19 protein-coding genes and 1 pseudogene are annotated in these 17,853 nt (G+C 58.3%); 7 read left to right on the top strand and 13 right to left on the bottom strand.

Going from position 1 to position 17,853, the window contains the following annotated elements:
• Positions 1–81: 81 nt before the first annotated feature.
• Positions 82–588: a hypothetical protein gene (locus tag ABD928_RS05795; RefSeq protein WP_345166971.1), complete on the top strand. Its 507-nt coding sequence runs from the start codon at positions 82–84 to the stop codon at positions 586–588.
• A 142-nt stretch (positions 589–730) separates the two neighbouring features.
• On the opposite strand, the gene ABD928_RS05790 is transcribed toward ABD928_RS05795, so the two are convergent.
• The gene (locus tag ABD928_RS05790) at positions 731–1,513 is read right to left on the bottom strand and encodes a Crp/Fnr family transcriptional regulator (RefSeq protein WP_345166968.1); all 783 of its coding nucleotides are present in this window, start codon (positions 1,511–1,513) and stop codon (positions 731–733) included.
• Between the two features lie 499 nt (positions 1,514–2,012).
• On the opposite strand from ABD928_RS05790, the gene ABD928_RS05785 reads away from it, so the two are divergent.
• Positions 2,013–2,459, top strand: a complete 447-nt coding sequence (locus ABD928_RS05785; RefSeq protein ID WP_223276745.1) for a hypothetical protein — start codon at positions 2,013–2,015, stop codon at positions 2,457–2,459.
• 871 nt (positions 2,460–3,330) lie between these two features.
• Here the strand turns inward: ABD928_RS05785 and ABD928_RS05780 are convergent.
• The 3 genes and pseudogenes from ABD928_RS05780 to ABD928_RS05770 form a co-directional block, all read right to left on the bottom strand.
• On the bottom strand, positions 3,331–3,738 hold the full coding sequence (locus ABD928_RS05780; RefSeq protein WP_223276746.1) for an SOS response-associated peptidase family protein: 408 nt from the start codon (positions 3,736–3,738) through the stop codon (positions 3,331–3,333).
• Positions 3,739–4,058: 320 nt separating this feature from the next.
• A pseudogene (locus ABD928_RS15400) lies at positions 4,059–4,175 on the bottom strand (PEPxxWA-CTERM sorting domain-containing protein); the annotation flags it as partial.
• A 338-nt stretch (positions 4,176–4,513) separates the two neighbouring features.
• Positions 4,514–4,987: a GAF domain-containing protein gene (locus ABD928_RS05770; RefSeq protein WP_187715984.1), complete on the bottom strand. Its 474-nt coding sequence runs from the start codon at positions 4,985–4,987 to the stop codon at positions 4,514–4,516.
• 626 nt (positions 4,988–5,613) lie between these two features.
• Here ABD928_RS05770 and ABD928_RS05765 point away from each other — a divergent pair.
• Positions 5,614–5,808, top strand: a complete 195-nt coding sequence (locus ABD928_RS05765; RefSeq protein ID WP_187716058.1) for a GlsB/YeaQ/YmgE family stress response membrane protein — start codon at positions 5,614–5,616, stop codon at positions 5,806–5,808.
• 411 nt (positions 5,809–6,219) lie between these two features.
• Here ABD928_RS05765 and ABD928_RS05760 read toward each other — a convergent pair whose 3' ends face one another.
• Entirely contained in the window at positions 6,220–6,696 is a 477-nt protein-coding gene (locus ABD928_RS05760; protein WP_345166956.1) for a hypothetical protein, read from the bottom strand.
• 596 nt (positions 6,697–7,292) lie between these two features.
• On the opposite strand from ABD928_RS05760, the gene ABD928_RS05755 reads away from it, so the two are divergent.
• Positions 7,293–8,102: an NYN domain-containing protein gene (locus ABD928_RS05755; RefSeq protein WP_345166953.1), complete on the top strand. Its 810-nt coding sequence runs from the start codon at positions 7,293–7,295 to the stop codon at positions 8,100–8,102.
• Between the two features lie 584 nt (positions 8,103–8,686).
• On the opposite strand, the gene ABD928_RS05750 is transcribed toward ABD928_RS05755, so the two are convergent.
• Positions 8,687–8,893 (bottom strand): cold-shock protein, encoded by a 207-nt coding sequence (locus ABD928_RS05750; protein WP_345166950.1) that lies wholly within the window; start codon positions 8,891–8,893, stop codon positions 8,687–8,689.
• Between the two features lie 297 nt (positions 8,894–9,190).
• On the opposite strand from ABD928_RS05750, the gene ABD928_RS05745 reads away from it, so the two are divergent.
• Together ABD928_RS05745 and ABD928_RS05740 are read left to right on the top strand one after the other, a co-directional pair.
• A complete protein-coding gene (locus ABD928_RS05745) occupies positions 9,191–9,400 on the top strand; it encodes a hypothetical protein (RefSeq protein WP_187715987.1) in 210 nt (69 codons plus the stop codon).
• A gap of 340 nt (positions 9,401–9,740) precedes the next feature.
• Positions 9,741–11,105 carry an HD-GYP domain-containing protein gene (locus tag ABD928_RS05740; RefSeq protein ID WP_345166947.1) on the top strand — a complete coding sequence of 455 codons (1,365 nt, stop codon included), beginning with the start codon at positions 9,741–9,743 and terminating at the stop codon, positions 11,103–11,105.
• 165 nt (positions 11,106–11,270) lie between these two features.
• Here the strand turns inward: ABD928_RS05740 and ABD928_RS05735 are convergent, their stop codons facing one another.
• The 7 genes from ABD928_RS05735 to ABD928_RS05705 all read right to left on the bottom strand — a co-directional run bounded on the left by ABD928_RS05735 (position 11,271) and on the right by ABD928_RS05705 (position 16,833).
• Positions 11,271–11,990, bottom strand: a complete 720-nt coding sequence (locus ABD928_RS05735) for a Crp/Fnr family transcriptional regulator (protein WP_345166944.1) — start codon at positions 11,988–11,990, stop codon at positions 11,271–11,273.
• Positions 11,991–12,869: 879 nt separating this feature from the next.
• On the bottom strand, positions 12,870–14,477 hold the full coding sequence (locus ABD928_RS05730) for a GNAT family N-acetyltransferase (protein WP_345166941.1): 1,608 nt from the start codon (positions 14,475–14,477) through the stop codon (positions 12,870–12,872).
• Between the two features lie 93 nt (positions 14,478–14,570).
• Entirely contained in the window at positions 14,571–14,918 is a 348-nt protein-coding gene (locus ABD928_RS05725; protein ID WP_187715990.1) for a DUF6481 family protein, read from the bottom strand.
• Positions 14,919–15,139: 221 nt separating this feature from the next.
• Entirely contained in the window at positions 15,140–15,409 is a 270-nt protein-coding gene (locus ABD928_RS05720) for a hypothetical protein (protein WP_345166937.1), read from the bottom strand.
• Between the two features lie 9 nt (positions 15,410–15,418).
• The gene (locus tag ABD928_RS05715; RefSeq protein WP_345166934.1) at positions 15,419–15,628 is read right to left on the bottom strand and encodes a hypothetical protein; all 210 of its coding nucleotides are present in this window, start codon (positions 15,626–15,628) and stop codon (positions 15,419–15,421) included.
• Between the two features lie 112 nt (positions 15,629–15,740).
• A complete protein-coding gene (locus tag ABD928_RS05710) occupies positions 15,741–15,947 on the bottom strand; it encodes a cold-shock protein (protein WP_187715992.1) in 207 nt (68 codons plus the stop codon).
• Positions 15,948–16,290: 343 nt separating this feature from the next.
• Positions 16,291–16,833, bottom strand: a complete 543-nt coding sequence (locus ABD928_RS05705; protein ID WP_223276748.1) for a YybH family protein — start codon at positions 16,831–16,833, stop codon at positions 16,291–16,293.
• 76 nt (positions 16,834–16,909) lie between these two features.
• Here ABD928_RS05705 and ABD928_RS05700 point away from each other — a divergent pair, with 76 nt between their 5' ends.
• Positions 16,910–17,851, top strand: coding sequence for a LysR family transcriptional regulator (locus ABD928_RS05700; protein ID WP_345166929.1), 942 nt, complete (start codon positions 16,910–16,912; stop codon positions 17,849–17,851).
• Positions 17,852–17,853: the final 2 nt, after the last annotated feature.

Genomic DNA, 17,853 nt, shown 5'->3' with positions numbered 1-17,853 from the left:
ATCGCGGCGCGGTGGGACTGGCGGACGTAGAGATCGCGCTTTCCACTTCGAGCCCGTCGATGTGAAAGTCGTTATTCGCTGATGAGTGACAAGCGCGAAGCCGGCGAAATGCGCGTTGTTGTCAACGCGGCCGAAGCTGCCCCTCAGAGCCGGCTGTCGGCCATCCGCCTGGTGTCGATGACTTTGCGCATGGTGGAGCAATGGCGCGCTCTCATCGGCGACCAGGATTGCGTCATGATCATGTTGGCAGTCGCCGTGATCAACACCGAGAGTCTCGACCGCGCCACGCTGTTCAAGCATGGAGTCGCCGATCTCAGGAGCGCCGTTCCGCCCCACATGCTGAGAAGGTGCACTATCAGCTCCGTTGCCCTCGCGACCGGGTTGAACCGGGAGACGACGCGACGAAAAGTTACGCGCCTGGTCGAGCACGGGTTCCTGGCCAGGGAAGCTGACGGCCATGTCTACCTTCATCCGAGCCTAGACATCCGGAACGAGCTTGTCGGAACAATTGCGTCGCAGCTTGAGACATTTGCAAAGACGGCGAACGAGCTTCTGCGGGATCGGACTCTCATCATTCGACCCGGCTAGGACCGAAAGTTCACGCGTCCTTCGAACAGACAGCCGCGTACCTGGCCGAAAGCGTTTTGTTGCAAGCGCCTGGAAGGCTTTGGCGAGCGAATGCCGACCACAGCCTTGGTACGGGGCGTTTGTCGCGGTCTGCGGCGGGACGCTAGTCCGTGAGGTACCCCGGATGGAACTCACCCAAGCGGGCCAATGCGGACCAGTCCCCGATCTCAAATGTCTTCCTGCGGCGGCGGATGAGGCCGCTCTGGTCCAGCTTTCCCAGCACTCTGTTCACGTGAACGCTCGTCTGCGCCGTGATCTCGGCGAGTTGCCATTGATTGAACGGCAGGGCGAGCGCGGACGGGTCAGCATTCAATCGAACACAGGTCTCGCACAAGAAGTGGGCCAGCCGCTCCATGGAGCTGCGCAAACCGATCCTTGCCAGCCATTCGTAGGCAATGGCCCGCTCCCGGTTCAAGGTTTGATTCAAGGCGAACAACATGTCTGGGGCGGCTGAAATGGCCGCGTCAAAATGGGACTGCGGAGCAAGCTCCAACACGCTGTTTGAAACGGCCTCCAGGACAACCGGCCCGCAGGCTCGAACAGGATGGAAAAGTTCACCCGGGTAATGAAGGCTGATCGTCCGCCGCGTACCCGATGCTTCGAACCTGGTAACGGCAATCAGGCCGGACTGAACGAGCACCGGCCCGTCGACCTTCGCAAGCGATCGGCGCGCCATCACATTGACGGCCTTCTCCACGGCCACTTCACCGCGGAACCAGCCGGCAAGCTTTGATACGTAACCGGGCAGCGCTTCCATGGGGTTCAGTTTGCCTGAGAAGCGTTCGCTTCGAGGAGCTGTGCGGCCATTTCCAGTTTGTGGATGGCAATTTGCAGCCCCGTACGCTTGTCGTGAGACAAGTCGGCGTACTGCAGCTGACCGCGGCAATCGGCGACAAGGCCCCGAATCTGTAGGGCGATGTCACAAAACAGGCGGACTGGCCGCTCGACCATGACTTACGCTACCTACGCTGGAGGCCCGGGAAAGATTTGGCCGGACCATTCAGAGTCGCAGCGGCGGCCGCCAGCGGCCAAGCGCACAATTTGTGCCCTTTCGGCATGGCTCCGGTCCTCAAATCGATCGAACGTTCGATCTCGCGATCGTTCATCCTGTCGCCCGATCCGGTGGGACGCGCGCTCTCGTCGATGCGCTCACGGCCCACCAGCATTGGAAATTGAGGACGACCCTTTGTTGGATCCCATTTGCGGATCTTATGGTCGACCGGATCTGAGCGATGCGACGCCATGCTACAGTCCTCTAGGTGGCTCATTCACTGCACGAGTGTCGTGATTTCCGAGCAATCCTCAGCATTTGATACGGTCTGTTAACCACCTTTTTGGCAGCTAGAGCGTGCTCGATGTGCGGTGCTTTCAAGGAGGTGGCGACAATGCTTCATCAGGCGTGTGACAATCCCAACGTCCGTTGCAAACGTAATGTTTCCCTTCGTTCGCCGTTGATTTGCGGCGCTGCTGGCAAGTCGGAGAGGGTCGCCGAAACCATTCAATCGGAGCGGGAACAGGTTCGGGGTTACATCCGAGCCCGCTCCGAAGCTCGCGAACGATTCGGCTCGGCTCTGTTCTCCGATCCAGCGTGGGAAATGATAGTTCATCTCTATTCGAGAAGGCTGTCGCGAGAACGAACGTCAGTCAGGCGCCTGTGCGAGCTTTCCCATGTTGCCGCCACGACCGGCAAGCGCTGGCTCGAGGCGCTTGAGCGGCAAGGGGACGTTAAACGTGTGGGCGACCTCCTCGACCCACAGCGGACATTCGTGGAGCTGACCTCTTCAGGTTCTGAGAAGATGAGAACAGTCTTGCAAACACTGTTTTCGCATTGAAGATCTGAGATATACACAAGTTGGACCCGTCGCTTGAGTTTCGATCGGGGAGGAATCCGTGTTGGCGTACAGGGGCACTGACGCTGACGGGCGACGGGGCGCATCCTACCCGCATCGAGCTGCCTTGATTCAATCGCTTAACGGGTTGTGCGACTGGCTTGACTTAAGTTGTCCAAGGCCCGCCGCTGTTTCGCCGCCAATACATATAGAAGGTGTAGCCGCTTCAAAGTGAGACGAGCGGAACCCAGCGCGATGAACTGATGGTACTTCATCCTCGGAGTATTCCTGGCGCTTCTATTCTCGGTCCTCTTCTCAGCAAGGCTTATCCGATTGGCGACGGAAGGAGGCCCTGACACCGAAATGGCCGGGATGGGTGGGTTAGCGTCCTGCTAGTTCGCTTCCAGCCTTCACGCTGAGCGATGCAGAGATAGGCCGAAATGAGCGGCCCGAGCCTTCGCCCGAGCCGCTCAAGACGGAGATCGACCCGGGATGTCGAAGGCCCGAGAAGACATTGAAGCCTTACGAGCGACGATGTTAATACTTGTTTACGCTGCACTGAAAAAATATAGCAAACTCATTGATTTGAGGGTGCCGCGGATGTCGCGGATTCACGTTGAAGGCCCGGATGAAGAAGCAAACGTATCACTGGGGACCCGCGCCTCCCAAGACGCCGGGCCGGCGCATTTCCCCCTTTGCTGTGACGGTCCTGCTCGCGAGCTTAGCCGTCGCCCTAGCCGCATTTTACCTGAGCTGATCAAACTGGCCGCATCGAGTGGAAGTGGATCATCCGGCTGACGGCAGGAATGATCGGAAAATGTCGCGGCAATTCGAGCCGCAGGCTGTCACGGCAGGTTTGGGTCGAACGCGGACGCTATCGATGGGCGGCTTGCACTTTCAGCAGTCCGGCAGGAGCTGGCCCGATGATCTCTGGCGCGGGAACGGAGGGGTCAAGCCATTGTTGCCAATGCTGCTGGCATACTACTGCAACTTGACGTTGGTGGTATGGCGCAACGTCGGGACCAGGTTGCGTTGTCAGCATCGTAAAGCGTTCGCCCAGCCCAGGAACGGCGCGGACAATGCCAGCAATTGCGGTCATTCCGCCAGCCGGGTCTGAAAACAACCAGCGATCCTTCCGCTTCTGCTTTGGATCAGCGGGCTTCGTAAACTCGTAGAAGCCGTCGGTCAGGATCAAGACCCGTCCGTCCGGGAACTCACGCCCGTCCGACCGAAAGTTGTAGGCTGGCTTGCCAGTGGGACCTGGCCAGCTCCAATTGCGCATGACCAGGTCGTATCCTCCGGTGCTGCGGAGGATCGGGGCCGAGTCTGTGATCGCGACATCTCGAGGCTGAAGGTTTGGAATTCCTTCCGGAAACGAGAGCGGAATCTGCGCTGCGGTGAGAGCCTCGCGATCTCATCGGGAGACCTGCTCTGCGTGTAGAGATTGCACATGACTCGAACGGTCTAGCGCATGTTCCCGTCGCGGGGTGGAGAGTCTGAAACAGCCGAAGACTTTCGCGGCAAGTTTTGCTGGAATGCGGACACCGCGATTACTGGTAGAAGGTGCCGCCAGGCTACTGACGGCACTGTCTACAAGCTGAACTAGGCGATCTGCCGGCGTGCGATTGCGATCGCTTTACGCCGCCTCATCGAGAGGCCGACCGCACCGAACCCGAACAGCATCATTGCCCAGGTCGCGGGCTCCGGAACGGCAGCGATTTGCGAGGTCGTGAACTGCGTTATCGCCCCCGCCGTTGACTGCGTTCCGGTGGTGGCTGCACCATTGAAGATGTCGACAAGGCTGTAGATGCCGTCGTCAAGCGTGTTCACCGTATCAAACGTCAGGAAGCCGAACCCGGAGCCCGAGACCGTCGCGTCGGTCGGGATCAGGAAGTCAAGAATCAGGCCCCCCATGGCCGGGTCGTAGAGGAAAGCAGACACTCCGTAGCCTCAGCGCGTCCTCGTTCAATAAAGGCAAACGTCCAGCGCAATCCCGCCCTTCTCAGCGAACTTCCGCTCGGCCCCAACCACTTGAACCAACAAACGAGCGATGACGATTAAATCGAGCGTTTCCGTGACATGATTGCAGCAACACGCTCGGCACAGCGTCGCAGCAACGCCACTGTTTCCAAGCCGCTCAGTGCACGTGGCTCAGGATCGATCGCGCAAAGAGTCCCATAGAAGCTCCCATCCTCCAAAAGGACAGGCAGCGAGGCATAACTCTCGAAGCCGTAGAGCATGGGTACCGGGTGCATGCGCCATTCGGGATCTTCAGCAATCCGATCAATGATGATTGCTTGGCCGCACTCGCGGATGTCGTCGCAGATAGTCTTTTTAACGTCCAGCTCCTCGCCCGGGTCCAGTCCAAACTCGATCCGATCAAGGACTTGTGCGGCAATCCACCGATCCTCGGTTACCCGTGCAACCGCCACGAAGCCCATGTGCGTCGCGTTGCCGACTTCCAGCAGGATCGAACGGATTTCTTCGTCGTCACCCTCGGCGGCGACTCCCGCTGCGAAATCGTCCTTCATTGGGGTCCCGCAGTCTCCAAGTGGCTTCCAATTGACAATCCTATCGAGGCCGCGATCTCCGCAATGGTAACGCCGCAACGAGACGTATTCTATGGGTTTGTCGCGGGCGGACTTCGCACCGATGACGGTCTCAGGGTGCCGCGCCCTTCTACGATAGGCTCGTCCACGGCTTTCAGCGTGCTCTCGACGACGTTGAGCGTTCGCGAGATGTCGTCGCAGAAGGTTCGAGCTTTCTACATCTAGGACAATTCAGCAAACCAATGTCTTGGTCAAAGTTCGGATAGTCTGACCGCAATCCTGGACCTCTGTGCAGCCATCGCGGGGCTCGTGGGGAGACTGGAATTAGGGGGCATACGATCGTCATCGATAGTTTGGCGGCTATTGCCCTTGGCGCAGTCTCTACGCCCGAGAGTGGATCTAATCGCGATCGGGTTTAGGGGCGAGAGTCATGCCCGTCGGGAGTTCCGACTGATCAAAGAGCTCGTGGAGTTGGGTCTTTGCCGGAACAGATCGGCGGTGAAATGGTTCGCCGTAGGTAAAAATAAACGTTCAGGAGAACTGCAGTGGTCGGGATCTTAATCTGGTTGATTGTTGGCGGAGTTGTCGGCTGGCTCGCCAGCTTGATCATGAAGACGGATGGCCAACAAGGCATCATCCTCAACATAGTCGTCGGTATAGTTGGCGCATTCCTAGCCGGATTCCTTATCGGCGGTGGGAGCATTAATGAGCAGGTTACGATTGAGAGCTTCCTGTACTCGCTTCTCGGAGCCGTGGTGCTGCTGGCAATCGTGAACCTCATCCGACGCGGAACGGTCCGCTAAGCAAGTTGAATTCGACCCGCAGAAACGGAGATACTGCCGCCCGCATTCTGTCTGGCCGGGTTTCGCAACCTTCGGGCGCACGGACCTGTCGAAAGCCGGACGCAGCGGAACGTGGAAGAGCAGGAAACGTTAGGTCAATTCGCGTAGAGTTCCCCCTGTTCACGCGTGAAATCGGCCCGTTCTCGGTCACTGAGAACGGGCCGTAATGTCATTCCGGGTCAGCCCCAGGTCAGACGGCGAACTGGGGGATTTTTCGAGGAAAGCGTGTCAACCCGTCCCAAGGATTGTCCGGCGGTAAGACGGACCGCTAATACTGAGACCGGCGGCTGCGATCTTACGTCCGAAATGGGTCGAAACGATCGCGGCGGGTTTGGGTCAAAACCTGCCATTACTAGGAAACGGCGCAGCGGCTCAGTTTCCTGTGCTCTCCTGGTCCGCGTAATACGGCCAAACTTTTCGACGATCTGACTTCAAATAATGATCTTCTAAGCGAGCTTCTGACTGGTCATAGTAGAGGTCGTAAATCCCCGGGCCACCGTTGAGAATCATCCGACTTCGTTCGCCCACACGTTCCAGCGCAATCGAGCAGTCTCCTCCGGCGCCCTCACCGCCCACTTCGATGATCTCTTCAACGTCGCCCTTCAGGACATGATGGACACGGACCAACGCAGGAGTTTCGTGCGTCCAAGGCCGAATGACTTCTCCGTCAACAATTGCACTTGCCTTTTCGATTTCAAGTTTGATGTTGCGTCGTTGCGCAGAACTGCCTTCGTAGTCAGGCGGAAGGACTATCGAGCAAGCGAATGCTGGTGCAGATGGTAATGCCGCGACCGCCAAGCTTAGAGCGACTAACAGCGGCGATCTCTCACAATACGAAATCTGGCGCATGATAGTTTGGTTGAAGCATCGCCTGCTGGTGTCCGCAATAGGGCTGAGGCCGTCGCGGCAGGTTTGGGTGGAAAGCTGCCATTGACCAAGGCCCCTTCAAATGTAGCATCGCGCAATGCGTATTGGTTATCTCCTCCCACTCATTCTCTTACTGACAGACGGTAGCGCGACGGTCGCTCGTCCGACGAAAGCACCGAAGCTCGAAGGCATGGGTTACGACAAAGCTCGCGACCTGATTTTGCGATACGGGTGGAAGCCGTTCCCCGGCGAGTGCACAGGCGTCGCTAGGGCTACCTGCGCACGATATCCCGAACTGGGGAACTGTCAGGGGGTCAGTCCCGGTTACTGCGACATGAGTTTTTCGAAGGACAATCGCTGCCTCATCATCGTGACGCTAGAGAGCCCGCCCGGCACCTCCAAAGATGATACGTGGATCAAGGACGTGACATTCCGCCGTGAGCCATGTCGAAAGGACCCAACCTAGCGCCCGCTCGTAGGCGCTAATGGCAGGAATGGGTCGAAAGCTGACACTAGCCTCGAGCATCCTGGGCAATGAAGGTATTGCTCGAGTGGTCCGCCCAATTCACAAGTGACCAATGGCCACCGAGCAAGACGCAAGTCCGGCGCTTAACCGCCGCATCGCCCTTCTAATCGATGCCGACAACGTCTCTCAGGCGAAGATCGGAACGATCCTTGCCGAGCTGTCGAAGTACGGCACGGCGAATATCCGCCGAGCCTACGGCGACTGGACCAGCTCCGCTCTGAAGGGGTGGAAGGATAGACTCCATTCCTTCGCGATCCGACCCGTCCAGCAGTTCAGTTACTCGGCCGGGAAGAATGCGACCGACATTGCGCTGGTCATCGACGCGATGGAGTTGCTCTACACGCAGGAGCTTGATGCGTTCTGCATCGCGTCAAGCGATGCCGACTTCACTCCGCTCGTTATGCAACTGAAGGCCAATGGACTGGAGGTCTACGGGTTCGGTGAGCGGAAGACACCCGAGCCGTTCGTGAACGCTTGCACGACATTCCTTTTCCTTGAAAGCCTCGGCGAAACGGAAGCGGCTGCACGCAGTGTATCACACGCGGGAATTGGTAGATCCGATGAAAGCGTTCCGAAGATGGTCGCTAAATCGGGCCGGCCGCTCGCGCAGGACGCCACCCTAGTCACAGCGCTCCGTGGTGGGGTGGAAGCAGCCGCCCGCGAGGATGGCTGGGCATTGATTTCAACCGCAGGCAGTGCGGCGAAACGCCAGGCACCAATCGATCCGCGCAACTATGGCGTGAAAAACTTTCCGGCTCTCTTCGAAGCCACGGGGTTGTTCGAGATTTTGAAGCCGGAAAATGGCCAGACATACGTCGCCGATAAACGCAATAAGGATCGCACACCGAAGCCGACTCTTTGACAGCGACTTTTGACGCTTGCAGTCAATGTCTGAATGGGTCGTGAGCTGCCATTAGCTTGGGTCGAACAATCGCCCGCCGGTACCCGGCCGTATCGCTCATGGCTGGCGGGCTAGGTCCAATGGACCTCGTCATCTTCTCCATCGTTGCGATGGCCGGGAACGCCAGCTTGGTCGGCCCTTCGCGCGGCGGCTTCTTTCTGCCGAACTTTCAGCTTCGCCGCAGCTACTTCCTCACGATCTGCGGCGGCTTCGTGCGCCTCCGCAGATCGTATGTGGCGGGCTCGTACGTTTGGCAGATCAGTCTCGTCGGCAGCTGCGCGAGCGGCCTCGGCACTGCTGCGGTGTCCTCTATTCTTCACGATGGCCTCTCCCTAATTGGCGAAAGCCTCCCAACCCAGCGTGGCGTGTTAGTACCCGATCTGAACAATGTTTGCTTGGGGTCGAAGGCCGCCACGGCAGGAATGGGTCGAAAGACGTCGCGGCAGGTTCGGGTGGAAAGCAGACACCAGGCGGCTCTCAGTGAACAAGCCCTGCTTCAGGCCTCATTACAGAAACCGAAGGATCCAGCGGCCGGTATCGATTGCCTAGATCGTTGCGAGGTTCACTGCGCTGGGCAGCCCATTCGTGTGGTGCAGATCGTATGACAGGCGCTGGCCGGGCCGCGGCGGGGCGACATGCGTCCAGGAGCCCGCGCCTTGAGCGAAGCGGAGAGCCTCGCCCCCGATTTCCGGCAGGATGAAGCCGTGACCCGACTTCTCGTCAAACGACTTGACGGTTCCAAAATATTTCATCGAAAAATTCCATTAATATTGAAACATCCCGATTCGAATGTCTCGCTTTTCAGAAATGCGTAAGGAATATAACGTTTAGATTTGCTTATGCTACTTAATTACATTCTCCTATATTACAAGCTAAGACTTTCTGGAATTATTTTAATGTGCCCTTGCTATCGGTCCAATAATAGCCCACTTGGATGAAACTACCAGTCGTGATCGGCGGTCTTTGGCGCTAAGTCGCACCTTTCTCCCTCTTTTCCGCCTTTTAGTCGGCACTGCCAATTTGGGCGCGTGCCCATAAAGGAAATCATCATGAAGCTATTTGGAACCGTACAGTCGTTCGACGCGATCAAGGGCCAGCGCGAAATCAAGCCAGAAACGGGCATTGATCCTATTCGTTTCGAAAAGAACGCGGTTTTGTGGGACAAGAATGTCCTTCCGACGGTCGGCCAGCGCCTTTCGTATGAAGAAGGCACGAACGAAACGCACCAGCCGCGCGCTCTGAATCTTCGGACGGTCTAATCATTGCGGGCGCGGCATGTATTTCTTCGCCCGTCTTCCCTGACCGCAGGGGCGCCGATCCCGGGCAGCAGCTGAGAGACACCTGTCTTCGCCGCTGTCCGGGATTGTTGTTTTAGGTTCATGCAGCGAAAGCCTGGCTGAAAAAGGTGGGGCCGAGTTTTGCCATGTCTGCCTTGAGCCAAAACTTGCCACGACGCTAGAGGCAGGTTTGGGTCGAAAGCGGCAATTAGCGGCCAGCATCAGCAGGAGATCGACTGGTGGCGGCGATGGGCTCACTTCACCGATCTGCGAACACGCAAGCCTTTGATTGTCATTAACTTCGGTTCGCTATGGTGTGAGAATGTTCCATCGGGCAATCACCGGACCGACGAAATTCACGTCCGTCTCGCTTGCCGAGCTGGTCGGTGCATTCAGCTATGCCTTGGATATCACCGAAGGCCAGCCGCCGGGACACTGCGTGCGGGCGTGTTGGATCGGAAGCCATATCGGGCGCGCCCTAGGCCTCTCATCGGCTGAGCGACACGACCTTTACTACACGTTGCTACTCAAGGATCTTGGCTGCAGCAGCAATGCGGCGCGAATTTGCGAACTTTATGAAGCCGACGATCTTGCGTTCAAGAAGGGTTTCAAAACTGTTGGAACGAGCCTGGCGGCGACGCTCCATTTTGTCTTCGCCAAGACTGCGCGCGGAAGCAGTTTTGGACAGCGCGCAACTGCGGTAGGCAACATTCTAAAGAATGGCGTCGCGATCGCCGACGAGATGATCCACTCTCGTTGTACCCGCGGTGCTGACATCGCACGAACGTTGCGCTTTTCAAGCGCCGTCTGTGACGGCATCTACCATCTCGACGAGCATTGGGATGGGTCGGGCCGCCCGGGTCATCTGCGCGGGGACGCGATCCCCTTGTTTTCGCGGATCGCCCTGCTCGCCCAGGTCGCGGACGTATTCCACACCCATGCCGGCCGCGACGCGACGATCGAAGAGGTCCGACGCCGATCCGGAACCTGGCTTGATCCGACCTTGGCCGACTTATTCGCACGATTGGCCGAAAATGAGGATCTGTGGCGCGGCCTCGAATCGAAATTCCTGGATGCCCGATTGGTGGCGCTAGCTCCCGCCGAGGCGTCGGAACCGGTCGATGACGATTATCTTGATTCGATCGCTGCCGCCTTTGGCCAAGTCGTGGATGCCAAAAGCCCCTTCACTGCCGGCCATTCTACCCGGGTTGCCGAGTTCGCAATGGGTATCGGAGGAAAGATGGGCGTTCCCCAAGCGCGCACGCGCTGGCTCCGCCGGGCCGCTTTGCTTCACGACATCGGTAAGCTGGGCGTCTCAAACAAGATCCTCGATAAGCCTGGAAAGCTTGATGAAACCGAATGGGAAGTGATGCGCACGCATGCATCTCATACCCAGGAAATCCTTGGCAGGGTCGGCGTCTTGGCCGACTTGGCGCCCGTTGCTGCGGCACACCATGAGCGGTTGGACGGCAGCGGCTATCCGCTAGGCCTGCAAAAGCACCAGATCGGTCGGGAAACGCGGATCATTACGATCTGCGACTTCTACGACGCCCTCACCGCCGATCGACCGTACCGATCGGCAATGCCATCTAAGGAAGCGCTCAGCATCATCGAAGGCGAAGTCGGTCGAGGGGTTGACGGCGACTGCTTCGAAGTACTGCGAACGCATGTGGCGAGCTCGCAGTAGCTCAAGGCGCGAGGCAGCATTCCTGTCGGCTTCGAGCGGCAGGGATGGGTCGAAATCTGCCATTAGCACGTCAGCAGAACCGGGTCGGACTTTTCGTAAAGTTCGGCCGGCCGTGGAAACATCAGGCGGTCATTGCTGCGGCAATATAGAGGCCAACCATCAACCTTAATGAATAAGCGGCACACGCTTTGGTTTGGTCGAAAGATGAAGGTAGCGATCGTCGAAATCAGCTGCGGCTACCAAGCCGCCCCAATCGTTGATCTTCACGTTCTTCCCGATGTCTACGAGGCCCTCGCGTCGTAGCGCTTGCACCGTTCGATTCACGTGGACGGGCGTTAGAGCCGCCGCGTCCCCAACATGCGTTTGAGTCAGCGGGAATGGAAACATGATCATGCCATTCGCAGGTGCGGCTCCGACCCTAACTGCGATCTCACAAATCAGATGAGCGATTCTCTTCTTGGCATCTCGCCGGCCGACGTTGAACACCCATTCCGCAAGGATCGCAGAGTCCGCCATGCAATCCCGCCAAAGAGCCTCACCTAGCGTTGGATAAGTCCTGGCCGCACTAAGAATGGCGCTGTGAGGGATGCGAACGATTGTGGTTGTTGAAAGCGCCTGGAGCGCCGAAGTCACCTCCGGCTGAACCGCCGAGTGAAGATCGGCCATGTCTCCTGGTATATGCAGCGCGATTATCTGGCGATTGCCCTGCGAATCCTGATCAAACCTACCGACGACGCCCGCCACGATCAGACATGAATGATCAACACGCTCTCCCAGCTTCACGAAGTCGTGGTTGGATCGAACTTGCTCCGCGTAACCAGGGAGGTTGAGCACGGCGTTCCGCTCGTCCTCCGAAAGGACTGAGCGATTGGTAAGTCTGGTCAAAAATGCTTCAAGATCTGGGCGCCTCGGCATGGACATCGTTGTGTCTCCGTCTCGCAAGCGGGAGCACGTACGATCTCTCAGTCACCAGGCGCCTGCATGCAGAATGGACGGTGATCGTGAAACTACTAACCTGCGTCGCAATGGTTCCTAACCGAAGATGCCTATCTCCGGTGGCTCGATTGTCAGTGCGTCGCGGAAACTGGCTCTTGAGATCTCTACCCCGTACTTAGTGGCAGGTTTGGGTCGAAGGCTGTCGCGGCAAGTTTGAGTGGTGAGAGTGAGCTAACCTAACTCAGTCCATTGTAACATCGGCTACAATGTCGGTGATGACACCCGCCATTCAACGCTGGACCGCGTTTGCTTCGCTCCTTTTCTCCTGTAATTTGGGCCTTGCTCACGGGTTGGAGTTTAAACAATGTCGAAGCGTCTGTTTCCACCGTTCGCGCTCTGTGTCGCTTTGCTTGCGACGCCCTGTTTTAGCCAGTCTCAAACCACCGCGGACGCGGAGTCGAAGCCTGTTCAAACCGTACCTGCTAGCAACACGAACGTCGGTCCCAAGGACGAGAAGATCTGCGAAAACATCACTCCCATCGGTAGCCGGCTCGCGACCAAGCGGTTCTGCGGCACTCGCGCCGAGTGGGAAGACCGCAAGCGCCAAGATCGGGATTTCACTGAGCAGGTTCAGAAGGGTAGACATTGTCAATCGCAAGGCGGCGCGCAATGCTGAAAGCATATTGGGCTTCGGGCCACGAATCGTCATAGCCCAGTGGCGACAACGGGTCGAAAGATACCCACACGCTGCTAATGGCAGGAATGGGTCGAAAGCTGACCTAAGCCGCCAATCTCCGGAAGGGCGGGAAAGGCGGACATTTGCGAGGGTCAGCCGCCTCCAGGCCCCTTGGCTTTCATCGCTCGGGGTTCGGGCAATGTCGCCTCGGCGCGGATACCGCGGTTCCAATCAACCCGGTAGAGGTCGAAACGGCGGTCGGCCAGGTTGCGCACGGTTCCCTCCGCGCGTGCCCACGTAAGATCCGCAAGGTTCACATCGGCAATCGTCAGGGTTTCGATATTCTCGCTTGCCTCTGCTGCAATGCCGTCCCTCGCGAATGGAAAATCGCACGGCGTCAGAATACAGGATTGGGCATACTGCACGTCCATGTTGTCCACGCCTGGCAGGTTGCCGACATTGCCTGACAGCACCACGAAGCACTGGTTCTCGATGGCTCGTGCTTGGGCACAGTAGCGCACGCGCATGTAGCCCTGACGGTTGTCGGTGCAGAACGGGACGAAGATGATACGCGCGCCCTCGTCGACCAAGCGTCGCGCCAGCTCCGGAAACTCACTGTCATAGCAGATGAGCACGCCGATCGGGCCGATGTCCGTTTGTATGACGTCGACCGAGCTACCGCCCTTGATCTTCCACCAATAGGCCTCGTTAGGAGTGGGGTGAATCTTTTCCTGGGCATGCACGGATCCGTCGCGCAGGCACACGTAGGCCACGTTTTGGATACTGCCGTCGTGCGTGCGCGTCGGATGTGATCCACCAACGATATTGATGTTGTACCGCAGTGCCATCCGAGAAAGCTCGGCCACAAACGGGGCGCGATGCTCGGTCATCCGGTCGATCGCAGCCATGGGCGACAGCGTCTCTGTCTCGAACGACAGAAGAGACATGGTGAACAGTTCGGGGAAAACAACGAAATCGGCGCGATAGTCGGCGGCGACGTCCACGAAGTATTCGACCTGTTTCACGAACTCGGCGAAGTTGCTGACAGCCCGCGCCTGAAGCTGTACCGTGGCAAGCCGGACGCTTTCAACTCCTCGCGGCACGCGGAACGCCGGAGGTTCATTGGGATCCACGTAAGGGTTGCGCCATACCATGTGCGCAGCGAACCCGTCAGATTCCTTGTCGAACGGCAGGTAGTTGCGGAGGATGCCGATTGGCTGGAAGCCGTTCGCCAGCTGAAAGCCGATCACTGGGTCGCGTAGCCGGCCTTGCTGGACCTGCTCTAGATAAAGCTTTGGATCACCGACCTTGGATTTTGCGCGTGCGTAATTCGGAAGCCGACCACCGAAGACGATTCCACGCAGTTCCAACCGCTCGGCAAGGGCTCGACGTGCTTCATAAAGGCGTTTGCCGATCCGAAGGCCTCGCTGCCTGTCATCGACCGCCATTTCGATCCCGTAGAGCCAGTCACCGGTGGGATCATGGCGACTCCCGAACCCATTGCCCGTGATGGTCGTCCAGTCATGCGGCGCGAGGGCGACAGCTTCGTCGATCCGCGACGATGCACAATAGCCGACGATAGTGCCCTCAAGGACGGCCACGAACTGGCCCTCCGGAAAGTTGTTGATCTGGCCAAGGACCTGGCCTGCGCTGTAGTTACCAAAGCCTGGGTAAGCACGGCTGATGAGAGCGAGGATGGCGTTGACGTCGTCTGGGACGGCGACCCGCACCTCCAATTTGGCGGGGCTATTCCTGGGCACTCATGCCGCTCCTCTTCGGTTCATTCGGTCCGACGGTCTTAGGCGGGGGCCTCGCAACGTCTGGCGGCACCCTTAAGGACGCTGATTTCTGGCTTACTTTCGTGCCTTCCGAGCCGCATACCGCGCATCTCGTGCTGCCTTCATTTCTTCCGCACTTGACGGCTTCAATCTGGCCGCCTTCAGCGCCGCAGCGGCATCCGTTGCTGCCTGCTCGGCCGCTTTGAGAGAAGCTTTCTGGGCTTTGGCGGCTGCCTTTTCTTGAGCTTTGGCAGCCCGCTCCTCCTCCAAAGCTTGCTCCCGTGTTTCACGCTTTTGCCGCCGCGTTGCCATCAGTGCCTCGTCGACCGAGGGCCTTGCCTTCAGTTGATCCAAGGCCTTCTGCTTGGCCTTGCTGGCTGATGCGACACGATCCTGAAAAGAAGGGTCTTTAAACGAAGCCAAGAGCTATTTTCCTTAGTTAGGGATGTGGGCGACCTAAGTCGCTAATTGTTTCTTCTGCGAAGACGTTTCCTGCAACGGTGGCAGGAGAAGGATGGCGCCAAAGCGCAGGTGGCCTCCGCAAAGGAGCGCGCAGCTCCATCAGAGCGGCTTGCTCAGACGATGCTTCTGTAGCTGGAATCGGAAGCAGGATTGTTGGGCGGAAAGCGCGTAGCTGTATAGCCCTATCCCCGCTCGACGATGAGTGCGAAAAGCTGATCGAGATTCTGTTGAGCATCCTGGACAACGGGATTGTCAGCATTGCCCGCCAGCGAAAGCGGCTGGCTCATGATATCGTGCAAGCTCTTCGTTTCAGCGTCGGTGAGCAGCTTTCTCTTTCGCAAGACGATGGCCAGGCTTAAGATCCCATTGAACGCAGCCACGTCGAGCGCTTGCTGAGCCTCGAGCAACTGCTGGGCCGTAAGGTCATGTTCGCCTTCAGTCGATGAGCGCACTTCGGGAGCCTACTTCGACGCGAACTGCCCAGGTTCGGCGCCAAACTCGCGCTTGGCATGCGCACGAGCAGCGATTGCGCTCCTAAAAAGCTCGGGTTGCAAACTCGATGTTACGAGTGGGTAGTTCCAGGAGTTGAAACGGGTGCTGCGGATCGTGATCCGAAATTGCCCTTCGTCATCCTTGGTGATCAGGTAGGGGGCGACGGCGGTTCTTGTCATGGGGGCCTCTCATGCTCGGCGGGGCACATCGATCCAGAGCTCGATCGTCCCGGCTAAAGCCTGTGCTCGAGTGGAAATAAGCGGCGGATGGGTTAGCATCCGCCACTGACTTTTAGGCGCCTTGCAGGTTCACCGCGGAGGTCTTGCCACGACCATCCGTCTCGAGCTCATAGGACACACGTTGGTCCTTATTGAGCGTGGACATGCCGGCGCGCTCTACGGCCGAGATGTGAACGAAAGCATCGCTGCTGCCATCTTCCGGCGCAATGAAGCCATAGCCCTTGTCATTATTAAAGAATTTAACGGTTCCGGTGATCATGATGGGTATCCTTTTCCCACGGGTGACGGGCATGCGCTAACACAGCACATCCCGGCGTCTTGAAGCTAGAAAGGGACAAAGGGAGGAGCCGAAGCGGCCCATCATCCGTCGCAGGCGACGATCAGCGCGATCCTATATAGCGACGTGCGCGTAAAAGGAAAGGACGGCTCACGTTGCGAACCACTGCGCGTGGTCGGAGTGGATCCGATTTTTGATCCATCGGCGCAATGTCCGGTTTGGGTCGAGAGCGGCCGTTTTCGATTAGACACCTAAACGGCGAGTGCCGTTGTCCGCGTCAGCGCCCCGTTGGACGGTGGCTGCCCTGACGCGGCAACGCAACAATCTACTTTGCGGCAACCATTCGCTCGCCTCGCGCGAGCCGGGCGGCTTCCGCGATTGCAACGTCCTCGACGAACGGGTCGGCATGACGGTGCGCAAGCTTCCATTGCGCCCCTTCGCGCTTGAACACGGACGTTACTCGAAGCGCCCAGTTCTGCTTTGGCAAACCGCCGACGCTGACGTTCGCCCGCTCGATCGTCGCAAGCACGATCATGTCATCGCTCTTGAACGCCTGAACGATCTCCTGCTCAAATTCCCCTTCCTTGAAAAGGCGGCCCATCCGCTCGATCCGTTCGGGCGTATAGTCTGCGAAGCGCGATGGCTTCCCGCCGAAGGGCGACACCAGAACGCCGTCTTGGGTGAGCGGCACAAGTTCGTGCCAGGTCTTGGAATCTCCGCGCATCAAAGCGGCATTGGCTTTCGCGTAGGCGCTTTCGATCGCCTGAACTGCATCGGTGGCAAATGCTTCGCTCGGCAAGGCTACAGCGGTGGCCGCGAGGACCGCCGCAGCGGCACCCACGAGCGTCGTGATCATTGGAATGTTCATTCGGCGTCCTTCTTTATTCAGGACGCCCCAATTCGCTGCAGACCGCTTTTGATTCAAATGGTATTAATTCACTCTTATGTTGAATCATACTCAACTCGCTCGAACAGACGTCAACCTATTGCTGGTGTTCGATCTGCTGTTCGAGGAACGGAATGCCGGACGCACAGCGACGCGGCTCCACTTAAGCCCCTCCGCGATCAGTCACGCCCTTCGCCGGCTCCGGACGACGCTCAACGATCCCTTGTTCCTTCCCACCGCCAGGGGGATGGTGCCGACCGCTCGCGCTGAGGCGCTGGCCCCGGCGATCCGAGACATCGTGGAGCGCATCAGTGGCGTGATCTCATCGGCCGAACATTTCGACCCTACGACAGCAACCCGCCGCTTCAGGCTCGGCGCTCCGGACGGAGCGGTTTCCATCCTTGTGCCCGTATTGATGAAGCGGCTGGAGAAAGAAGCTCCGGGAATAGACTTTGCAATGCTCCAGGTTCTCCCCCGGCCCGGCTCCAACTCTCATGACCAAGCTTGGCGCGATGCTCTGGCCGATCTCGATGCGGGGAGGCTCGATCTCGCGATCCTTCCTCACCGACCCGCGCAGGCCCGGTTTCACGCAACGACGCTGTACCCGGAGGATTTTGTCTTCGTGACGCGCAGCGGGCATCCGCTGGGGCGCAAGCCAACGGTGATGGCTATCGCGAATGCCCGCCACGTCCTGGTCTCGGCCACGGGCGACACATCCGGCAATGTCGATCGCTTGCTCGCCGAGCGCGGCCTTGATCGGCGGATCGCCTTGACCGTGCCAAGCTTCCTAATGGCCGTTTCCGCGATCGCCTCATCCGACCTCATCGGAGCCTTGCCGCGGGGCTTTGCGAAAGAGGCTGCGCGAACCTACGATCTGCAAATCGTCAACGCGCCATTTGAGATGATGTCTTCAGATCTCATCGCGATCGTTCCCGAGGCAGCGATGCTGGATCAGAGCATCGCCTGGCTCGTAGAGACCGTCGCGAGTTGCTTCTGCTAATC

Source organism: Sphingomonas daechungensis, assembly GCF_039543105.1.
Taxonomy (GTDB): Bacteria; Pseudomonadota; Alphaproteobacteria; order Sphingomonadales; family Sphingomonadaceae; genus Sphingomicrobium; species Sphingomicrobium daechungense.
Note: the sequence above shows the minus strand (reverse complement) of the source record. Positions and strands in the feature narration are given on the sequence as shown.

Excerpts from the sequence above, each read along its gene's own strand:
- ABD928_RS05715 (WP_345166934.1), bottom strand. The coding sequence starts at position 15,628 with ATGACAAGAACCGCCGTCGCCCCCTACCTGATCACCAAGGATGACGAA.
- ABD928_RS05765 (WP_187716058.1), top strand. The coding sequence starts at position 5,614 with ATGAAGACGGATGGCCAACAAGGCATCATCCTCAACATAGTCGTCGGT.
- ABD928_RS05795 (WP_345166971.1), top strand. The coding sequence starts at position 82 with ATGAGTGACAAGCGCGAAGCCGGCGAAATGCGCGTTGTTGTCAACGCG.
- ABD928_RS05740 (WP_345166947.1), top strand. The coding sequence starts at position 9,741 with ATGTTCCATCGGGCAATCACCGGACCGACGAAATTCACGTCCGTCTCG.
- ABD928_RS05705 (WP_223276748.1), bottom strand. The coding sequence starts at position 16,833 with ATGAACATTCCAATGATCACGACGCTCGTGGGTGCCGCTGCGGCGGTC.
- ABD928_RS05780 (WP_223276746.1), bottom strand. The coding sequence starts at position 3,738 with ATGCGCAATTGGAGCTGGCCAGGTCCCACTGGCAAGCCAGCCTACAAC.
- ABD928_RS05745 (WP_187715987.1), top strand. The coding sequence starts at position 9,191 with ATGAAGCTATTTGGAACCGTACAGTCGTTCGACGCGATCAAGGGCCAG.
- ABD928_RS05760 (WP_345166956.1), bottom strand. The coding sequence starts at position 6,696 with ATGCGCCAGATTTCGTATTGTGAGAGATCGCCGCTGTTAGTCGCTCTA.
- ABD928_RS05710 (WP_187715992.1), bottom strand. The coding sequence starts at position 15,947 with ATGATCACCGGAACCGTTAAATTCTTTAATAATGACAAGGGCTATGGC.
- ABD928_RS05700 (WP_345166929.1), top strand. The coding sequence starts at position 16,910 with ATGTTGAATCATACTCAACTCGCTCGAACAGACGTCAACCTATTGCTG.
- ABD928_RS05750 (WP_345166950.1), bottom strand. The coding sequence starts at position 8,893 with ATGAAATATTTTGGAACCGTCAAGTCGTTTGACGAGAAGTCGGGTCAC.
- ABD928_RS05785 (WP_223276745.1), top strand. The coding sequence starts at position 2,013 with ATGCTTCATCAGGCGTGTGACAATCCCAACGTCCGTTGCAAACGTAAT.
- ABD928_RS05770 (WP_187715984.1), bottom strand. The coding sequence starts at position 4,987 with ATGAAGGACGATTTCGCAGCGGGAGTCGCCGCCGAGGGTGACGACGAA.
- ABD928_RS05755 (WP_345166953.1), top strand. The coding sequence starts at position 7,293 with ATGGCCACCGAGCAAGACGCAAGTCCGGCGCTTAACCGCCGCATCGCC.